This window comes from Methylotuvimicrobium sp. (assembly GCF_050611805.1).
Classification (GTDB): Bacteria; Pseudomonadota; Gammaproteobacteria; order Methylococcales; family Methylomonadaceae; genus Methylotuvimicrobium.
The window spans coordinates 76,653-94,482 of the sequence record NZ_JBNGHF010000009.1; the positions used below are offsets into that span (position 1 = coordinate 76,653).

Below are 17,830 nucleotides of genomic sequence, written 5' to 3' on the forward strand. Positions count from 1 at the left end.
ATTTCGCTAACGGGCTTTTATTTTTCTGTTTTTCTCTAAATCCCAGTCTTTTTTTACAAGTACGAATATACCCACCACATAAAGTTGATATCGGTTGTCGGCTTGCAATGGCATCATGGACATTTTTGGTGTTTGTGCGTATGGCGTTGATAGTCGCGACGAAGGCGTGGCTCCCGCATCGGTTCCACAATCTGTGGGAGCGATCCCCAGATCGTCCCTCACCTAACGCTAGGTGAGGGAAAGTCGGAAAGGTGCGGTAACAATAAAATGTTATCGAAGTTGTATTTGCCGAGAGATCGGGCTGTGTAGATTATGCTTCGCATACCTTTTAATAACTATTTTTTACAGCCGGAAGGCTAGTTAAAAGGTACGCAATGCTTACGGATTTATGTATATCGGCTAGCGCAGGGTCGGGAGACTCTATGGGATATTTTTTGCGGGATATTTGTTTGTTACAACAGTTGCCGTGCTTATGCAGTAAGCGACTTTATCTTCCAAACCATGATTATACGCAGTATGAACTCATCGATTAAACATAAACCTTGGCCGCTGCTCATGCTGGGGTTGTCTTTATTACAAGGATGCGCGGCGGTCCAGCCATGGGAGCGCGGCGTTCTGGCTAAACCGCAAATGGCGCTGGAGAGAACCCCTTTGCAAAGCGAATTGCGCGGGCACAGTTACGGCAGCCGCGAAGCGGCAGGTGCGGGCAGCTCGGCGAGCGGAGGCGGCTGTGGCTGTTACTGAGAAAGATCGGAAAGCAAATTCGGCGCTTGGCAGCCTACAAGCGCTAACCGCGGCGGCATTGATTTTGCCGGGCTTAGCGCCTGCGCAAGCGGCCGAGGATAATGAATTCAGTTTTCAATACGGGCGTTATGAAGAAAGCCGGCGGGATTTAGGCGGGGTTAAAAGTCAGTTCGATCCGATTACTGTAGATAGCCTACATACCAGCGCAAGAGTCCGCTTAACCGATCGTATCAAATTTGCGTTTAACTACATACAGGATACCTGGTCGGGTGCGACTCCGATTAGCACAGCGCCGTCTACACGAGAAGGGAATCAACCTTATGATGTTGGTACAGTAGCAGGAGCATCCCCTTGGTTATATTCTGGCAATGGGAATGGTAAGGTTTATTTTGATGACCAACGAAGGCCAGTTAGAACTATTCGTAGGGATAATGGTTTAGGGTTTGGTTTTGATGAATTAATTGCGGCGGGGCTTGATAATAGAAATGTACATACGATGTCTATTGCATCTCCCGAAGTGCGTAAGGAAGGCAATTTCAATTTGACTTATGAATGGGACGATGCAACGGTCAGTGCTGGTGGCGGTTTGTCGCTTGAAAACGATTACGAATCGCGTTTCGCCAATTTGGGTTTTACGATCGATTTTAATCAAAAAACCACCACGCTCAGCGGAGGTTTGAGCTACGCCAATAGTTCAACTTCGGCGCGTCTTGACCATGATGCACAGACCTATATTAGTAAAAATGCCTATAATGGTCAATTGCCCGAATTCCAACCTCGTTATGCAAAAGTAATTTCTAATCCTATACCAGGGACAGATGATTCCGAAGAAATTTTGAGGGGTAAACGAGAAGACTGGGCTGTCAACATGGGTTTAACGCAAGTCGTCACTAAATCGTCGCTGGCTAAGTTTGGAGCTAGTTATACTCGTAGTACCGGCTATATGGGTAATCCTTATAAAGCAGTTACGGCTTTCTTTCTAAGACCCGTTACCGCTGGCTTAATGAGCAGAGATTGCGATACTCAAGGGACAGTAGCCGGACCTGGACTTGGAGCTGCGGATTGTGGTGAAGGAATTGCTTACGAGGGCCAGGCGAAAGCGTTTCTAGAACAGCGTCCTGAGGTGCGCAATCAATGGAGCTTTAATACTGGTTGGGTACAATACATTGATCCTCTTGATGCTGCGCTGCATTTCGATTATCGTTTCTATCATGACGATTGGGGCATCAATGCGCATACTTTCGAAGCTGATTGGGTGCAGCCGCTTGGATCAGGTTGGTCAATGACGCCCCGTGTGCGTTATTATTCTCAAAGTGAAGCTGATTTCTATGTCCCGTTTTTGGTCGCAGATGTTTCGAATGAGAACGGCGCAGATCGGCTGGGTAGCGACAATTCTAAACTGCCGACCCAAACCTTCTCAAGCGACCATCGGCTATCCGGCTATGGTGCATTGAGCGGTGGTGTCACGGTCAGCAAGCAATTTACAAAAGGAGTTCGGTTCGATGCCGGCTTCGAGTATTACACGCATCAAGGCTCACTGAAAATCGGTGGAGGCGGCGAGCCGGATTATGCCGATTTCGATTATTGGGTCGCGAACGGCTCAGTGAGTGTCGAATTTTCAGCAATCGGCCGAAGTCTGACCGATCACGATCATCACCATCATCACGATATGACCGAGCACGAACCGCTGATGCCCGCCGGTTTGATGTGCGTCGGCGGGCACATGCTGAATCAGGAAGGCGATTTCATGGTCGGCTATGTGTATCAGTATTTACGGGAAACCGGCAATATGCTAAACCGGACCTCGAAAGCTAGCGATGCGGCGATGGTGAATAACGGATACCGGACGATTCCAACCTTCCATGACATGCACATGCACATGATCGACTTGATGTATGCGCCGACCGACTGGTTCAACATCATGGTCATGCCGATGTTTATGGATATGGATATGGATTTGCGAGTACTAGATGGGATAAACGGCGATGTAACCACGGATCATTTGCACGGCGGCCATCAAACCGGCGGCATCGGCGATACGCTGATGTTCGGTATGTTCAAATTATTCAAGCATCGCGGTCACCATATCAATTTAGGGCTTGGTATCAGCGCGCCGACCGGCGATGTCGGGATCAAGCTGAACCGGCAACACCAAGAAGACGCCGGCTTTATTCATTATCAAATGCAGCTCGGTAGCGGCACTTGGGACTTTCTGCCTAGCCTGACCTATCTCGGGCAATATGACAGGTTTTCGTGGGGCGCGCAGGCCAACGCCACTGTGCGTATGCAAAACCGGAACGATTCAGGGTATCGGCTAGGTAATATGTTCCAAGCCTCCGCTTGGGGCGGTTACAGTATATTCAACTGGTTATCGGGTTCTGTGCGGGGTGTTTACACTGTCGAAGGTTCAATTCAAGGGGAATTTAATCCCGTACCAGGTGCAGCTGGTTGTACAGATCCCATTACAAATGGGGCCATACTTTGTTCTAATGTCAATCCGACAAGCTCCACATTAGATGACCCAAGAAACTACGGCGGTCGCTTCTGGGATGTCGGCTTCGGCCTAAATGTGGTCGTGCCTGGTGGCGAGTTTTCCGGCAATCATTTGAGCGTCGAATGGTTGCAGCCGGTGCATGAAGATGTCAACGGCTTCCAATTGGAACGCAAAGGCACGCTATTCGCCACTTGGAGCTATATGTTTTGACCGTGGATGATGTCTGTATGAAAAAACTATTAAAGCGATGTTCGGCTCTAATCGCTGAAAATTAAGCGCGTAACTGGTACTCAGTCATTTTTGCAATGTCGGGTAAAAATCGTTTAGCGTAGCGTAAATCCTCTCATCCTTCGACAGGGCACTCCTGAGCGCAGCCGAAGGGCTCAGGACGAACGGATTTACTTTATGCTGTTACCCAGGCTCCATCATGGCCAATCTGTTCAGGAAGCCCTAGCTTCCCGATATCAATGAAGCCGTAGGGTGCGCATCGCGCACCTTTCTTCGGTGCCGAACCGACGAGCCTGACCAGGTGCGCGATGCGCACCCTACGGCTGGCACTTACAAAACCTATGAACACCAACAATTTCAAAAATATTTTTGAGTTTAAAACGCGGGAACACAGTATTTAGCTAAAAATAGATTTTTTCGATAGCCTAGTTCTGTGCCGTGGTAAGGCGCGCGATGTAAATCCTACGGTGCTAGCCGTCATCGGCGCTTATGTTATACTCCGAACCGATAAGAACGACTTCAAAGGAGCCGGGTCATGGCTTTAGCGCAAGAAGATATCAACTATATAGAATCTCTGATTCGAAAAGTATTGGCCGAACAGCTCGATCAGTCCCGTTTCGACTCGCGTTACGATTTGGAATTAAGGGAGCGCACCATTCGTGTGGAAGAGGAGTTGAAACATCAACGCGAATTGATGCTCGAAGGCTTTAAGCAAATGGAAAAGCGCTTTGAGCAGGTTGATAAACGCTTCGAGCAGGTCGAAAAGCGTTTCGAGCAAATCGATAAACGTTTCGAGCAGGTCGAAAAGCGTTTCGAGCAAATCGATAAACGTTTCGAGCAAATCGATAAACGTTTCGAACAAGTCGATAAGCATCTCATTCAGATTACGACCCGCATGGATAGGTTCATGTTTTGGTCGTTAGGTTTGACCATCTCCGCCGTCATAGCCGTCCTTAAATTCATGTAAACAAGGCTGGGTTTATAAGCCGCCTCATTTCAAATTCGCATCTTGAAAAAAGCCAAGCGCCTAAAATTCTATCGATTCAATTTCAAGGCCATGGGCACGCCTTGTGAAATCCAGTTATTCGCGGTTTCGCATAAAACGGCCCAACACGTTGCCGATATCGTCATCGACGATGTGGAGCGCTTGGAGCAACGCTATTCCCGCTACCGCCCGGATAGTTTTTTATCCGAGATCAACCGTGCGGCCGCGCGCGCCAATTCGATAGAAGTCGATCCCGAAACCGCTGGTTTGTTGAATTATGCATTGACCTGTTACGAGCAAAGCGATGGATTGTTCGATATCAGCTCCGGTATTCTGCGTCAGGCTTGGCGATTCGATCGCGAAAATTTACCGGAAGAGCCGCAGATTCAAGTGTTACTGGATAAAATCGGTTGGCATAAAATCGATTGGACGCCGCCGAAGTTGACTTTTTCGGTGCCGGGCATGGAGCTCGATTTCGGCGGCATCGTCAAGGAATATGCGGTCGACCGAGCTGCGGGGTTGTGTTTACAAGCCGGTATCAAGCACGGGTTAATCAATCTTGGCGGCGACATTAAGCTTATCGGTCCCCGGCCCGACGGTTCGCCCTGGCAAGTCGGTATCGCGCATCCCCGTCAAAAAGGGGAGGTAATTCAAGCCTTGGCTCTTTCGGGCGGCGCCTTGGCTTCAAGCGGGGATTACGAGCGCTGTTTGCAAATCGATGGCGTGCGCTACGGTCATGTGCTCAATCCCAAAACCGGTTGGCCGGTGCGCTTTATGGCTTCGGTTAGTGTTGTCGGGGATTTTTGCGTCGTTTCCGGGAGTGCCGCGACGATTGCGATGCTGAAGGAAGAGGAAGGACCCGCGTGGTTAGAATCGTTGGGCTTGCCTTGTTTGTGGGTCGATGTGAACGGCAATTCCGGCGGTTCGCTCATGAACCGAATAAGTGTGTGACTCCTCGTTCCCATCGCTCCAGCGTGGGAATGCATACCGATCTTACCTTGGTAGCCAAGGTAAGGGTTCCCACGGAGGACCGTGGGAACCAGAAAACCAGAAAAAATTTCAAGAGGTTATCCATAAACTTGGAGTAACCTTTCCGGAGAGCGAAGTTGTTTAGCAAAGGCGCGGCAACCTATTGAATTAACTTCTTATTCTTCATAGTGAAATGATTTTTCTAGGATAAAGGTCCTTTTTTCATAAATTCCTATCGCTATTATTTTTTCTGGGGTAAATCGAACGCTTATTATGGGCGAGGTTGTGTGTCATATGCCGCAGTAACTGTGGCATATGACACAGTTATCGTAAAATTAAGAGTTTATAAGTACTTTATTAAATAATTTAAATTATTGAAACCAAGTGAAATACTAGGTATTGGCATGTAGTCTGCTTCAATTAAAAGCGAGGGGCTAGATGTTGGGTTCAGCTGATGTCAATTTTAAGACTCAATTCGGATTTAGTAGCCTTTTCAATTTAGCCACACTCGTTGTGAGACGGGGCCGGAAAGTCACGGTTCTTGTATGCAATCAAGAAGGCCGGGCTGCCTCCTTAATTAAGTATTGATTGAGTTTAACGATAGAGGGTAGTACTCACTTAACTTTCAAGTTAGCTTGGGCTAGTTTGTCGTCTTTATTGGTGACGAACCGTGGGCGTTAGCTGAATCGTATGCTTGTTTTTGTGATGGGGGCGTTGGGACTGTCTGTTTTGTTGTTGTATCGGTTCCGCGAATATCACTGTTAACTTTTAGCGTTTAACAGTAAAGAGGACTTTTTAATGAAAAAAATAATATCGTCTGTTGTTGTATTTGTAGGGTTATTGTTAGGTAGTCAAGCTTACGCCCATGTGGGTTATAGAAATCTGGATAACTTGAATCCGTTTGTCGCGGCAGTCGGTTACGACAATGGCTGGTATCAGGGGACTCAACCAACCTTGGCTAACAGCCATGATGTTCGTTGGTATAGCTTTACGTTGGAGCAAGATTCTCTTGTAAGTATCAGTGTCGAAAATGCAGGCGTTGGAACCTATACGACTTACAATAGCGCAGGCGTTGATACCGGCAATACCTTTCCTGTTTTAGCCGATCTCGATGTCGGTTTTAGTTTGTACAAAGGACTCGTACCGCCGTCTGCTTATGAAGGCGCGAATATCGATGGCGAGCCTGTCTGGCCGGTTGCTGACGGGAATAATGGGTTGTTTAATGCGGTTGGCGATACCACGATGGGTAATAACAGCGGTGTTATTAACACGATTGAATTTATTACTGCCGTTAACGATAATGGCGTAGGCGCAACCGAATCGCTTAGCAATATCTTTTTACTTGCCGGCGTATATTCACTGGTAGTCGGTGGTGCGGCCGCTGACGGGGTCGGTGGTGGCGCATATGGTGTAATTGCTAGCGTCCAGCCCGTGCCCGTTCCTGCTGCGGTTTGGTTGATGGGGTCGGCTTTAGTCGGTTTAATCGGCATGAGAAAACGCGCTATCGCCGCTTGATTCAATTCTTGTGCCGAGTCAATTAAATCCAGGTCGGTTTCCGGTTTGGTTTTCAGTTAATCAATACCGTTAGGATGCGGTATCCCCCTGGACAAGGATGTCTTACATGGCTTCTTGGTAATACCACGCTTATTGAATTGAACTTGAAAGGTCGTTTGATGAGAGACTGGGTGCGACGTAAAACCGGATAAGGAGCGAGCTTTTATAGGATTGCTTTAAAGCCCGTTATTCCGATATGGGCTGCCGTAATCCACTCTCACAGAAGAAAATCGTTGTTCATTTATTTCATTACTTTACATGGCAGTTAGTTATCGGTTTTTGATCTTTTGTATTAACGTTTATTTTGAGGAAAAAGCTATGAAAAAATTGTTGTCGACAGTGGCCTGTGCTGCTGCGGTCGGTTTTTTTCCAACCCAGCAAGCGTCAGCGCATATCAGCTGGATCAACCTGACAAATTTAACGCCGGCCATCGACGGCGATAAGCATATTTATTCGGCTAATAGTATTGTGTCTGGCAACTACGGTTGGGCCGATTCGATGGATGAAGACTGGGGCGATAGCCATCAAGGTGCTTGGGCGCAGTTTACATTGACCGAATCATCGAATGTCAACATACATGTCGAGTCTGATTATCAAGATACTTTTATTACGATAGGCGGTAATACCTTTCCTTTACGAGTAGGCGATTTAACCCCGGGATTCTCGCTTTATAACGGCGTTTTGCCTGATGAAGCCTATGAGGATGCATTTCCACCGCCGGCTGGAAAAGAAGGAGCCTGGAACGGGCAGGGCACGACTACTATGGGTAACGATGATGGTGAAGTCGGCACAATCCATTACATCGGTCATGCCGGCGAAATCGACGGCTTGGCGACGGCTGTTTCATGGATGGGTGCGCTCGAAGCCGGCATTTATACCGTTGCAATCGGAGGGACGTGTTATGAAAGAGAGAGTTGCGGTGCTTTCAATCGATTCGATGCCGATAATGTCAGTCGCGGTTTTGATATTAGCTTGACCGTCGCTCCTGTCCCTTTGCCGGCTGCGATTTGGCTAATGGGAGCGGGCTTGGTTGGTTTGGGGGCTTTCAGAAAGCGTACTCTAGCCGTTTAATGGTGTTCTGTCGTATTTTAAAGATCGATATTGTTCTTCTTTCCCTGTGATTGGGAGTGGGATCGGGTTTTGCGTGTACCAAAATCCGCCCCACCTCCGACCTTTTCTCTCTAATTAGTAGGGTGCCGCACCGCGCACCCTTTCCCCGGGCATGCCGTTTGGTGTGTTTCAAAGTTTTGTAAATATCTCCTGATTAGCAAGATGCTTCAACTTACCGAAGCCAAGTGTCCGAGCAGGGGCCAGTCGTAGTCGCAAAAACTAAAATATGCTGTTACCCAAGCTCCAGCTTGGGTAACCTGTTCAGGAAGCTCTAGCTTCCGGTGTGTCTTTCCCAAGCTGGAGCTTGGGAAAGAGCGTGATATGGGTTGGCCGTTTTTAGCTTGAAGCGCATGGCTTGCGAACCCCGTCCTGCTGGGGATATGCTGATCTTTGGGCTTTAGCTGAAGAAACTTGCTAATCAGGAAATATCTTGTAAAAAGGTGCGCGATGCGCACCCTACCAGCTTTATGTCTATAACTGAGGAGCAATGGGGTCAAAGAAAATGTGTGTCATTTCACGCATTACTGTGGCATATGACGTAAATCTTTTGAGAGATATTGCGAACTAGACTTGAAGTTAGTTTATGGCGAGAGTCGAAATTAAAATAAATTCCAAGCTATTTACTTGGTTTTGTTGAATTTGTGAAGTAGTAGCAAAAAATAAGGACTAAATAAATTATGCTTGGCACAGTAAATGAATAAGTAAAAGGGTGTGAAATAACATGGCGTTGTTATAAGTCAACGGGGGGACTTGCCGGATCGTTGTTTTGCAAATTCCTTTCTATTCGTAACTTAATAACAAAAATGGTGATCTATGAATAAAAATATATTTGCTGCATTGGCAATAGGCGTTACCGCCTTGGTGTCGATACAAGAGGCTTCGGCGCATGTGGGCTGGAATGGTCGCGATTTAATAACCGATGCTTATTCTTCGACGAATAACGGTGACGGTTCGACCACTTATCATTTCGACCGGGGTGTAGTTGCGGGTAATTTCGGTTGGGCTGACGGTTTGGATGCCGATTGGGGCGATAGCCATCGCATTCGTTTTACCAAATTCTATTTAGAGCAAGATTCATTTGTTAATGTCGACGTTTGGGGGACTGATCAAGTCAGAAATCGAAATGACGACGATATGATGGATCCTTCTTCTTTGTTGGCCGATTTGAACCCTGCGTTTTCGATTTATAAAGGAAACGGTGCGCATCATGATGCAAGTGCGGGTGCGCATAATGATCATAACTTAGTGCCCGGCAGCTCTTTTGATTGGTCTACATTTAATAATGCCGCCGATTTCGGTAAAGAAGGTGCGTTCAGAGCCTTGGGCGATATCACCATGTGTAATAATGCCGGGGAATGCGGTACGCAAGCATTTACCGGCTACTTTGCTGGCGGTGTGAATACTACTGCCGATTCGATCTCTGTTGCGGATATTTTCCTAACTGCCGGTTGGTATTCCGTAGCTGTTGGCGGCACTTCAAGCGAAGCTTGGAATTACTACACTGCGGGCGACGGCCGCGCTCCTGACCTGACGGCTCATAATTATTTGGGCACTCATAATGATTTAGATCTAGCCAATAGAGGCTTTAATGTCGATTTAACAGTCAGAGCGGCATCTCTCCAGCCCGTTCCCGTTCCGGCCGCAGTTTGGTTAATGGGGTCGGCATTAGTCGGTTTAATCGGGTTTAGAAGACGCTCGTTGGTCGCTTAATTCAATTCTAGAATTTAGCCTTTTTGAAAAAGCCCTCGGGCTTTTTTACATCAGTTAATGCCGTTGGGATGCGGCATCCCCCGGACAAGGATGTCATCTTTCAAGGTCGATTTTCAATCGATGCATGAATTTCTTATTTTATAATTTTTCCGATTCACTACGGCGTTGGCATTTTAGACTGCGGTGTTCTGTTTGGAATCTTAATTGACTTGATGATGACTCTTGTTTTATAGGTATTTTATGTCTAAATCGCGTGCTCTTTCTTCCGGTTTAACTATCTCAGTTTTCGACAGGACCGTACTGTATTTGACCGTTTCGTTGACCGGTGCTTCGGTAATGGTGCTGGAATTGCTCGGCACGCGGCTAATCGGTCCGTTTTACGGCGTCAGTTTGTATGTTTGGTCGTCGTTGATTTCGGTAACGATGATCGCGTTGGCCTTCGGTTACTGGCTCGGCGGCCGGATTGCCGACCGCATGCCGCGTATTCGTTTGTCTTATTTGATCGCTTTGGCCGCGTTGACGACCGTGATCATTCCAGCCTTGACCCGGCCGGTGTTGCTGCTGACCGATCCGATGGGTCTTAGAGCCGGCGCTTTTTTCAGCGCTTTTTTACTGTTTACGCTGCCTTTGACCTTGTTGGCGATGACGGGGCCTTATGTAATCAAGCTGGCCGCACGGCAATTGGCGAACGTCGGCGCCTTGTCGGGTTCGGTGTATGCAGTCAGTACGGTCGGTAGCGTGATCGGCACGATCGCGTTGGGTTTTTATTTACTGCCGGTAACGGGATCGCGCGCGGTGCTGTATGGTTTAAGCGTTTTGCTCGGCATGTTGGCATTGATGCTGGCGCTTTACGAACGGCGCGGTACCGGTCAGCAATTTACAATAATGAGCATGGCCTTGATTTTTTTTGCATGCTTGGGCGGCGCTGCCTTTGCGTATGAAAATAATCGTACGCAGCCTTGGGGTAAAGGTTTGACTTTGCTTTACGAATCCGAGAGCGTTTACGGTTGGGTGCGCGTGATCGACGACGAAACCCAAAAAGTTCGTTTCATGATGTCCGATGCCTCGACGATCAGTGCAGCGGATATCGATAATGTTCGGCAAGGTTTATTGACTTATCAATGGGTTACTCAGAGATTGCCGTTGTTTCGCCCTGCGGCAAAAAATGCGTTACTGATTGGCCTAGGCGGTGGACATATCGCGGACGGTTTGGAAAAGCAAGGCGTCAAAACCGATGCGATCGAGATCGATCCGGCGGTGGCTGAAGCGGCATTGAGGTTTTTCGATTACCGCCCGTCCGGCGATTTGATCGTCGGCGATGCGCGTTATGAAATCCGCCAATTGACCAAGACTTACGATTTGATTATTCATGATTGTTTTACCGGAGGCTCCGAGCCTGCTCATTTAATGAGTATCGAAACGCTATTGGAGTTGAAGGCGCATTTAAATCCAGGCGGGATTTTAGCAATCAATTTCGTCGGGTTTACCGATAGCAAGCGGCAACGGCCGGCGCAACTGGTATACCGAACCCTTGGCGACGCGTTTGCCGAGCGGAGAGTTTATATTTCCGAACCGGGTTCCGAATTTAACGATTTTATTTTCATGGCGTCGGATGAACCGATCGCGATCCATGTAGGGCAGGGTAATCCAAAAATGCTGGAGCTATTGAGTCAGCGGCGCTATGCGATGGCCGAAGGAGATTTGGTCGTCACCGACGATTTTAATCCGCTGGAAAACCTTCAGGTCAGTAAGGCCGAAGCCTATCGTAAGGTGCTGTTGGAGCGGGTCGGCATGGATGTTCTTTTGCGTTGACGATTGCATTTACCGCAAGCTACATCCGACAAACGATCGATCATTCTTAGAGCGTCGCATCGCGCGCCAATTTCCTGCCATTCCGTTTGTTTCAGTGTCTTGAAAAGGTGCGCGATGCGCACCCTACTTACTCCCTTTATACTCAAAAATTAGTTAACTTTATGAAGGTATGGGGTGTTGCTAGCGAGGATGTCGGCAGCAGGGGCAGATTTTTGCTCCTCGGCAATTGCTCCTGCATTGCCCTAATACACGCCATCCTTGGCGCTTAGCTGCCGTCAAGCCCCCATGGATGGGTTTATGGCGGTCCTCGATAGTCACACCACATGCCTTTTATTCTTAGACGGTTTTTCGATCAAAAGGGAGTAGCTTCTTCGATCAATTCCATTCAAGCAATTTCCATTGATTGATTCGCGTACCGCGATGTAAATCGCTTTCTCTGACGTCCATGTTGCCGTCGCCGTCAGTGTCGATCAAATAGTAAGCCGGGCCGATATCGGGAACGACTTTGATCATATACAACTCGCCGTTGATCCGGTATTCCTGTATTTGGTCCTTGCCTCGCCGAATGATGGTGATATCGGGCTCCATCGGTTCGCCGCTTTCGACAGGCATCGGTGCATCGGGAAGTTCGGGAATGGCTTCGGTGGTTTCCTTGCTTCTGCGTATTACCGTTCGATCAGGCTCCATCACTTGGCCGCTTTGCACGGTTGCCGGCATATCCGGTACGTCGGGAATATCCATTAAAATGGGCGGCGGAGCCGATAATGCGAATGCTGGAATAATCAGCAAGCTGTAAGTTAAAGTTAAACGCATCATATTTTCTATTCTAATCGGTTATTGATTCTATTATGACAGCTTGCGGGCTCTGCGTATTGAAAAAGTTATGACAAACCATTAAAGAGTTAGCGGCGAGGGGAGTTTGTCATCCAGGTCGATTTTGAATCATGTATCGGCCTTCTAGGCGGTTGGTTATTGTTCCTATAGCGATCCCTGTAAGGGAATCTTGACTGATAGGGAAGATAATACAAGGGGTAAGCCGGCATTCGGAATTGATTCTCTAATGCTTCGGCCTGCCTTAATTCGGCGATGGCTTGTTGACGTTGCGCTTCCGCGCTACGTTTCAGCGCCTCAACCGCTTCGGTGCGATTCCTTTCCTTGCGCTGCATTCTTTCGGCTTCCAGTCTTTCGGCTTTTTGTTTATCCCGTTCCATTTGCCAAATGGCGAGTCGTCTTTCGGCCTCGGCCAATTGACGAGGGTCGGTGGGTTCTATTGGTACTTTTTCTTGTTGCGCATCGGATGAGCAAGGTTTGCCCTGGTAAGTGATTTTTCCTGATGATGCGATACATTTAAAAACATCGGCATCAACAGTTGGGCTTATGGCTATCAAAAGCAAAAGGAATGCTATCATTGTCATGACGGTAACATTTTTATGCGTAAGGTTATAAGTGTAGACCCGTTATATGCAGCTTGGTTCTTTGAGCTTCTTGGTTTTTCCTCGTTTCCACCGCTTCAGCGTAGGAATGCATACCGATCTTGTTTCGGCAGCTAAGGTATGTGTTCTTACGGAGGACTGCGGGAACCGGAAAAAACTTAGGATGCGGTCATAAATAACTTTCCTATTTTTAATGCACGGTAAGCAGGTTCGGTTGCTTGATTGACAGGTGTCGGCGGCAGGGCAGATTTTTGCTCCTCGGCAATTGCTCCTGCATTGCCCTAATACACGCCATCCATGGCGTAATGCAAAATCTGCATTCACCCAGCACCTAAATTCATAGCTCGTTGGCTATGGTTAACTATCACTGATAATTTAGGTGCTGGGTTCACGGCGTCCTGTCAAACGAGTTACCGAACCCGCTACAAAACTCATAGCTCCAGGAAGTTATTTTTCACGAAATCCTTATTATTCATCATATTTCTCATGCCGGTACATTCTTCGGGCTCATCCTTTTTACGCCATCTTTTTCCACTGCTGATATCGAATCTCGTTTTGCTACTTTCGCTTGGAGCGACCTTCGGAGTTTGGAAAAATGCAGAAGCCGATCTTGAGCGCAATTTGAAAATCGATTTCGATTTCAGGGTTAGGGATATTATAGACCGCATCGAACAACGTATGGCGGCTTACCATCATCTGGATCGAGTCGGAAGGGGAAGGCAAAGGCAGCGTATTTGTTTTTGAAATACCATTAGCACAGAATGAGGCATCCGACTAATTTTTCAGCGAACTTACTATGAATCAGAGTAACAATGGGTCTTATCGAAAATTACGCCGCACCGTGACGTTGGGCGTATGCGGGATTTTGTTGCTGTTTGCACTGTTCATCGTTTATGTTGTCAGGAATGAAAGTATCAATCGCCTTCATGACTTGGCAACTCATACTTCTGCCGCGACCAGTGTCAACGAGATTTTGCTATATCGTGTCCTGGTCGATATCGATCGTTTTTTACTGAAAACACGGATCTTGCTGAATCAGGGTAAGGCCGATGAATTGTTGCGTGATTCATTAAAGAGCGAATTGGCCGCCAATCCTGAGCTAATCGATTTGTTAATTGTCGATCGCGACGGTGCGGTCATTCATTGGACCGGATCCGGCGATAAGCCGGTTGTTCTTGATCAACCCTCTTACACCTATCATTTAAATCGTTCTGAAGATCGCCTGTTTGTGAGCTCTCCAATGTCTTCATCGATAAGCGAAAGGGGGTATGAGGTCTCATTGAGCCGGCCCTATTTTGATGATGAACAACATTTTGTCGGAACGGTAGTTGCGATTGTTTCGATTGATCGCTTGGCCGAAGTTTTTGCCGGTATAGAGCGCGTACCAGGGTCGACTTTGGTCGTGATGAATAATGATAATGAGGTGTGGTTTCGCAACCCGCGCGTGTCTGGCGACTCCGGCACTCGATTGCGTGAAGTGCTGGAGCCTTATCGGGATAAAAGACAACGGTCGGGCAGGGTGACATCGCCCTTTGACGGTAAGGCTTATTGGGTTGTCGAAAAGCGCATGGCTGATTTTCCTCTTCGAATATTGACGTCCGCCGAAATGACTTCGGTGATGGCCGCCGAACGCGCCATGATTGCTTGGGCGATAGCGCTGTTTTTAGTCGTTTCGTCAGTGTTGTTCGTATTATTGTATCTGATACGGCGACAGGTGGCCGGTTTAGATCGGAGCGAGAGTGCTTTACAGGAAAGTCACGATCTATTGACGAAGCTGTCCGAACAGGTTCCCGGCGTTATTTATCAATTTCGATTGTTTTCCGATGGTCGATCTTGTTTTCCTTTTGCGAGTTGCGGCATTAAAGACATATATGAAGTCACTCCTGAACAAGTGCGAGAAGATGCCGCTTTGTCCATCGCGAGAATACATACCGAGGATCGGAATAATGTGATGTCTTCTATCCGGGAGTCGGCTACCTCGATGACTCCATGGCATCAAGAATATCGTGTAATATTGCCGAAGCAAGGTTTGCGTTGGCTGCGAGGGGATAGCCGACCGGAAAGGCTTGAAGATAACAGTGTGCTATGGCACGGCTTCATTACCGATATCACCGAGCGAAAACTTTATGAGCAAGCCGCTCAAGAGTTAAACCGCGATTTCAATACCTTTCTCGACAATACGTCGGATTATGTGTATTTCAAGGATCAAGACAGTCGTATTCGCTTTTGCAGTAAAACATTGGCGACGGTTACTGGTTACGGCAATTGGCGAGAATTAGTCGGCAAGCACGATTCGGAAATTTTTCCGGAAGAAATCGCGCGTATCTATTATGAAGAAGAAAAGCCTATTTTTAAGGATGGAAAGCCGTTGATCAATAAGATTGACCCTTACTATGATTTACAAGGACAGCTCCGCTGGGTCAATACCAATAAATGGCCGGTATTCGATTGCGATGGCAAGACGGTTGTCGGATTGTTTGGCATTAGCCGCGATGTGACCGAACAGAAACGAGTCGAAGAAGAATTGCTCCGATCCAATGTCGATCTCGAGCAATTCGCCTATAGCGTGTCGCACGATATGCGCCAACCTTTACGCATGATCACAGGTCATCTGCAATTATTGGAACGCGCTTTGCGCGACACCTTGGATGAAGAAGGCAGAACCAATATGGCTTTCGCGCTCGATGGGGCTAGACGCATGGACGCGATGATCGTTTCGTTACTGGATTATTCGCGCGTGGGGCGAAAAACCGAGCCGAAGACATGGCTGGAAAGCAAGGAAGCGCTGGATGAAGCGATGGGGTTTTTACAGCCGGATATTGTCGGCACGCAGGCTGAAATCGATGTGCGAGGAGAATGGCCGACTGTCTTTGCCAGCCGCGACGAATTGAGCCGCTTGTTCCAAAACTTGATCGGTAACGCGCTTAAATATCGGGAGGCGGATATTCAGCCGCGTATCGAGATTAGTTCTGATGTCGATTCGGCTAACTGGCGGGTGTCTATTCGAGATAATGGCATCGGTATCGATCCTACGCAAATCGATCGGCTATTTCAATTTTTTAGCCGACTTCAATTAAGATCCCGCTACGAAGGAACCGGCATGGGGCTGGCATTGTGCCGAAGGATCGTCGAACATCATGGAGGAAATATTCGCGCGGAATCGCAAGGCGAGGGTTGCGGTAGCACTTTTAGTTTCGAGCTCCCACTTAGCAACCCGATGCAACAGCATACCGGGGAGCCGCTTTATGAGTAAGGCTTCGATGCCGCTGAAAGCATTGCTTGGCGTCTCGGTACTGTGGACCGCTTCTGTAGCAGGCTTCTTTTTTTGGGATAGCCATATGTCTATTTGGTACGCGCAGGAGATGGCGATCAAAGAAGCGCGCGGTCATTTCAACAAAGATGTGGCTTTGCGTAAATGGGCGGCGCGCCATGGCGGCGTCTATGTTCCTGTCGATGAACGGACTCGCCCGAACCCTGCCTTATCGCATATTGCCGAGCGGGATATCAGTACACCGTCCGGAATCAAACTGACATTAATGAATCCGGCGTATTTGCTTAGGCAAGTCATGGACGAATACGAAGAACTTTATAAAGTGAAAGGAAGAATTACCGGCTTTAAGCCTTTGAATCCCGATAATGCTCCCGATGAATGGGAGGCGGCGGCCTTGCGCCAATTCGAGCGGGGCGAAACGGAAGTTTTTGAGAAAACCCTGATTAACGGCGAGCCTTATCTTCGCTTGATGAGCGCCATGGTAGCCGACGAATATTGCTTGAAATGCCACAGTCGGCAAGGTTACCGTGTCGGAGATGTCTTGGGAGGCGTCGGCGTTTCCGTGTCGCTGCAATCTTATCTGGAGGGTGCGGCGAGGGTCGATCCGGAAAAGATACTGTTGCTGGCCGTTATTTGGATAATGGGTTTGGGTGCTATCTATGCAATCGGATTATTAATTCGGCGGCGCATCGAGGAGCGAAAGCTCAACGAGGCTGCATTAATTAGAAAAAACCGGGAAATTGTTAGCGCGAATGCGTATCTGACTCGATTCGCCGAAATTTCTGCTCATCATTTGATGGAGCCGACCCGGCGCCTGGTGAGTTATAGCCAGCGCTTGCAATGTCACTTAAAAACCATGCCGGATACGCATAATGATGAAATTTATCAAGACTTGCAAGTTTTGGAGCGCGACGCTGCGCACTTGCGTATGTTGGTTAAGGATATTCAATTATTTCTAGCGGCCGGCGAGCCGGTCGAAAAGGTTGGCATTCAGGATGTCGATGCGCTGGTGTCTAGTCTGCTGCAACGCCTAGAGGCTCGCGTTAAACGCGCTCATGTGCGATTACACATCGATAAATTACCTCCGGCAACATTAGATAAATCGCGGTTAACCGATTTATTTTGGATATTGATGGACAATGCACTAAGCCATGGCTTGCCTACCGATGATAACGTCGTTCCTGAAATTCATATCAGCGGGGAACGCGTCGGCAAACTCAGCCGTTATCGCATCAGCGATAACGGCCCCGGTATTCCTGTGCAATACCGGGAGAGAGTTTTTGAAATCTTCGAGCGATTGACTACGACCGATAAGTCTGCGGGTGCCGGTATTGGTTTACCTATCGCAAGGCGTATTATCGAGAGCAGGCACGGCAAAATAGAACTGGAAGATTCGCCGTTTGGTGGAATAAGCGTAGTTTTCGAATTGCCTGATGATAATTAAGGTTATGTTCAGGATGTATTATCCTAAAAAGAGCAGTTGAGGCTTCACCAAGCTGGTGTAAGTGTTGTAGACCCTT

Annotated in this window: 13 protein-coding genes and 1 riboswitch; of the genes, 11 read left to right on the forward strand and 2 right to left on the reverse strand. The window is 48.0% G+C overall.

The features are described from left to right. Positions 1-516 precede the first annotated feature (516 nt). The 8 genes from ACRJJO_RS06650 (at position 517) to ACRJJO_RS06685 (ending at position 11,606) form a co-directional block, all read left to right on the forward strand. Positions 517-744: a DUF4266 domain-containing protein gene (locus ACRJJO_RS06650; RefSeq protein WP_125220886.1), complete on the forward strand. Its 228-nt coding sequence runs from the start codon at positions 517-519 to the stop codon at positions 742-744. Further along, a complete protein-coding gene (locus ACRJJO_RS06655; RefSeq protein ID WP_431065088.1) occupies positions 731-3,448 on the forward strand; it encodes a DUF3570 domain-containing protein in 2,718 nt (905 codons plus the stop codon). Before ACRJJO_RS06650 ends, ACRJJO_RS06655 begins: the two co-directional genes overlap by 14 nt. A 553-nt stretch (positions 3,449-4,001) precedes the next feature. Next, positions 4,002-4,433, forward strand: a complete 432-nt coding sequence (locus ACRJJO_RS06660; protein WP_431065089.1) for a hypothetical protein — start codon at positions 4,002-4,004, stop codon at positions 4,431-4,433. A 90-nt stretch (positions 4,434-4,523) separates the two neighbouring features. Further along, positions 4,524-5,402: an FAD:protein FMN transferase gene (locus ACRJJO_RS06665; protein ID WP_431065117.1), complete on the forward strand. Its 879-nt coding sequence runs from the start codon at positions 4,524-4,526 to the stop codon at positions 5,400-5,402. Positions 5,403-5,911: 509 nt separating this feature from the next. Then, positions 5,912-5,993: riboswitch (cyclic di-GMP riboswitch) on the forward strand. Positions 5,994-6,218: 225 nt separating this feature from the next. Continuing rightward, positions 6,219-6,935, forward strand: a complete 717-nt coding sequence (locus ACRJJO_RS06670) for a VPLPA-CTERM sorting domain-containing protein (RefSeq protein ID WP_431065090.1) — start codon at positions 6,219-6,221, stop codon at positions 6,933-6,935. Positions 6,936-7,292: 357 nt separating this feature from the next. Then, positions 7,293-8,045, forward strand: a complete 753-nt coding sequence (locus ACRJJO_RS06675; protein ID WP_431065091.1) for a VPLPA-CTERM sorting domain-containing protein — start codon at positions 7,293-7,295, stop codon at positions 8,043-8,045. 852 nt (positions 8,046-8,897) lie between these two features. After that, the gene (locus tag ACRJJO_RS06680) at positions 8,898-9,794 is read left to right on the forward strand and encodes a VPLPA-CTERM sorting domain-containing protein (protein ID WP_431065092.1); all 897 of its coding nucleotides are present in this window, start codon (positions 8,898-8,900) and stop codon (positions 9,792-9,794) included. 240 nt (positions 9,795-10,034) lie between these two features. Continuing rightward, the gene (locus tag ACRJJO_RS06685) at positions 10,035-11,606 is read left to right on the forward strand and encodes a fused MFS/spermidine synthase (protein WP_431065093.1); all 1,572 of its coding nucleotides are present in this window, start codon (positions 10,035-10,037) and stop codon (positions 11,604-11,606) included. Between the two features lie 375 nt (positions 11,607-11,981). Here ACRJJO_RS06685 and ACRJJO_RS06690 read toward each other — a convergent pair whose 3' ends face one another. Beyond that, positions 11,982-12,422, reverse strand: coding sequence for a DUF2782 domain-containing protein (locus tag ACRJJO_RS06690; protein WP_431065094.1), 441 nt, complete (start codon positions 12,420-12,422; stop codon positions 11,982-11,984). Between the two features lie 86 nt (positions 12,423-12,508). Next, positions 12,509-13,021 carry a DUF4124 domain-containing protein gene (locus ACRJJO_RS06695; protein ID WP_431065095.1) on the reverse strand — a complete coding sequence of 171 codons (513 nt, stop codon included), beginning with the start codon at positions 13,019-13,021 and terminating at the stop codon, positions 12,509-12,511. Between the two features lie 504 nt (positions 13,022-13,525). Here ACRJJO_RS06695 and ACRJJO_RS06700 point away from each other — a divergent pair. From ACRJJO_RS06700 to ACRJJO_RS06710, 3 genes are read left to right on the forward strand one after another with little or no spacing between them, the layout of a single operon-like run. Next, complete coding sequence (locus ACRJJO_RS06700; RefSeq protein WP_431065096.1) at positions 13,526-13,783, forward strand: hypothetical protein; 258 nt, start codon at positions 13,526-13,528, stop codon at positions 13,781-13,783. Between the two features lie 52 nt (positions 13,784-13,835). Then, positions 13,836-16,292 (forward strand): ATP-binding protein, encoded by a 2,457-nt coding sequence (locus tag ACRJJO_RS06705; RefSeq protein ID WP_431065097.1) that lies wholly within the window; start codon positions 13,836-13,838, stop codon positions 16,290-16,292. Continuing rightward, complete coding sequence (locus ACRJJO_RS06710) at positions 16,285-17,754, forward strand: sensor histidine kinase (protein ID WP_431065098.1); 1,470 nt, start codon at positions 16,285-16,287, stop codon at positions 17,752-17,754. The genes ACRJJO_RS06705 and ACRJJO_RS06710 overlap by 8 nt, the downstream gene beginning before the upstream one ends. Positions 17,755-17,830 lie beyond the last annotated feature (76 nt).

Bases quoted from the DNA above. Each gene is read 5' to 3' on its own strand.
- ACRJJO_RS06675 (WP_431065091.1), top strand. From the start codon at position 7,293: ATGAAAAAATTGTTGTCGACAGTGGCCTGTGCTGCTGCGGTCGGTTTT.
- ACRJJO_RS06650 (WP_125220886.1), top strand. From the start codon at position 517: ATGAACTCATCGATTAAACATAAACCTTGGCCGCTGCTCATGCTGGGG.
- ACRJJO_RS06665 (WP_431065117.1), top strand. From the start codon at position 4,524: ATGGGCACGCCTTGTGAAATCCAGTTATTCGCGGTTTCGCATAAAACG.
- ACRJJO_RS06660 (WP_431065089.1), top strand. From the start codon at position 4,002: ATGGCTTTAGCGCAAGAAGATATCAACTATATAGAATCTCTGATTCGA.
- ACRJJO_RS06690 (WP_431065094.1), bottom strand. From the start codon at position 12,422: ATGATGCGTTTAACTTTAACTTACAGCTTGCTGATTATTCCAGCATTC.
- ACRJJO_RS06685 (WP_431065093.1), top strand. From the start codon at position 10,035: ATGTCTAAATCGCGTGCTCTTTCTTCCGGTTTAACTATCTCAGTTTTC.
- ACRJJO_RS06705 (WP_431065097.1), top strand. From the start codon at position 13,836: ATGAATCAGAGTAACAATGGGTCTTATCGAAAATTACGCCGCACCGTG.
- ACRJJO_RS06695 (WP_431065095.1), bottom strand. From the start codon at position 13,021: ATGACAATGATAGCATTCCTTTTGCTTTTGATAGCCATAAGCCCAACT.
- ACRJJO_RS06710 (WP_431065098.1), top strand. From the start codon at position 16,285: ATGAGTAAGGCTTCGATGCCGCTGAAAGCATTGCTTGGCGTCTCGGTA.
- ACRJJO_RS06700 (WP_431065096.1), top strand. From the start codon at position 13,526: ATGCCGGTACATTCTTCGGGCTCATCCTTTTTACGCCATCTTTTTCCA.
- ACRJJO_RS06670 (WP_431065090.1), top strand. From the start codon at position 6,219: ATGAAAAAAATAATATCGTCTGTTGTTGTATTTGTAGGGTTATTGTTA.
- ACRJJO_RS06680 (WP_431065092.1), top strand. From the start codon at position 8,898: ATGAATAAAAATATATTTGCTGCATTGGCAATAGGCGTTACCGCCTTG.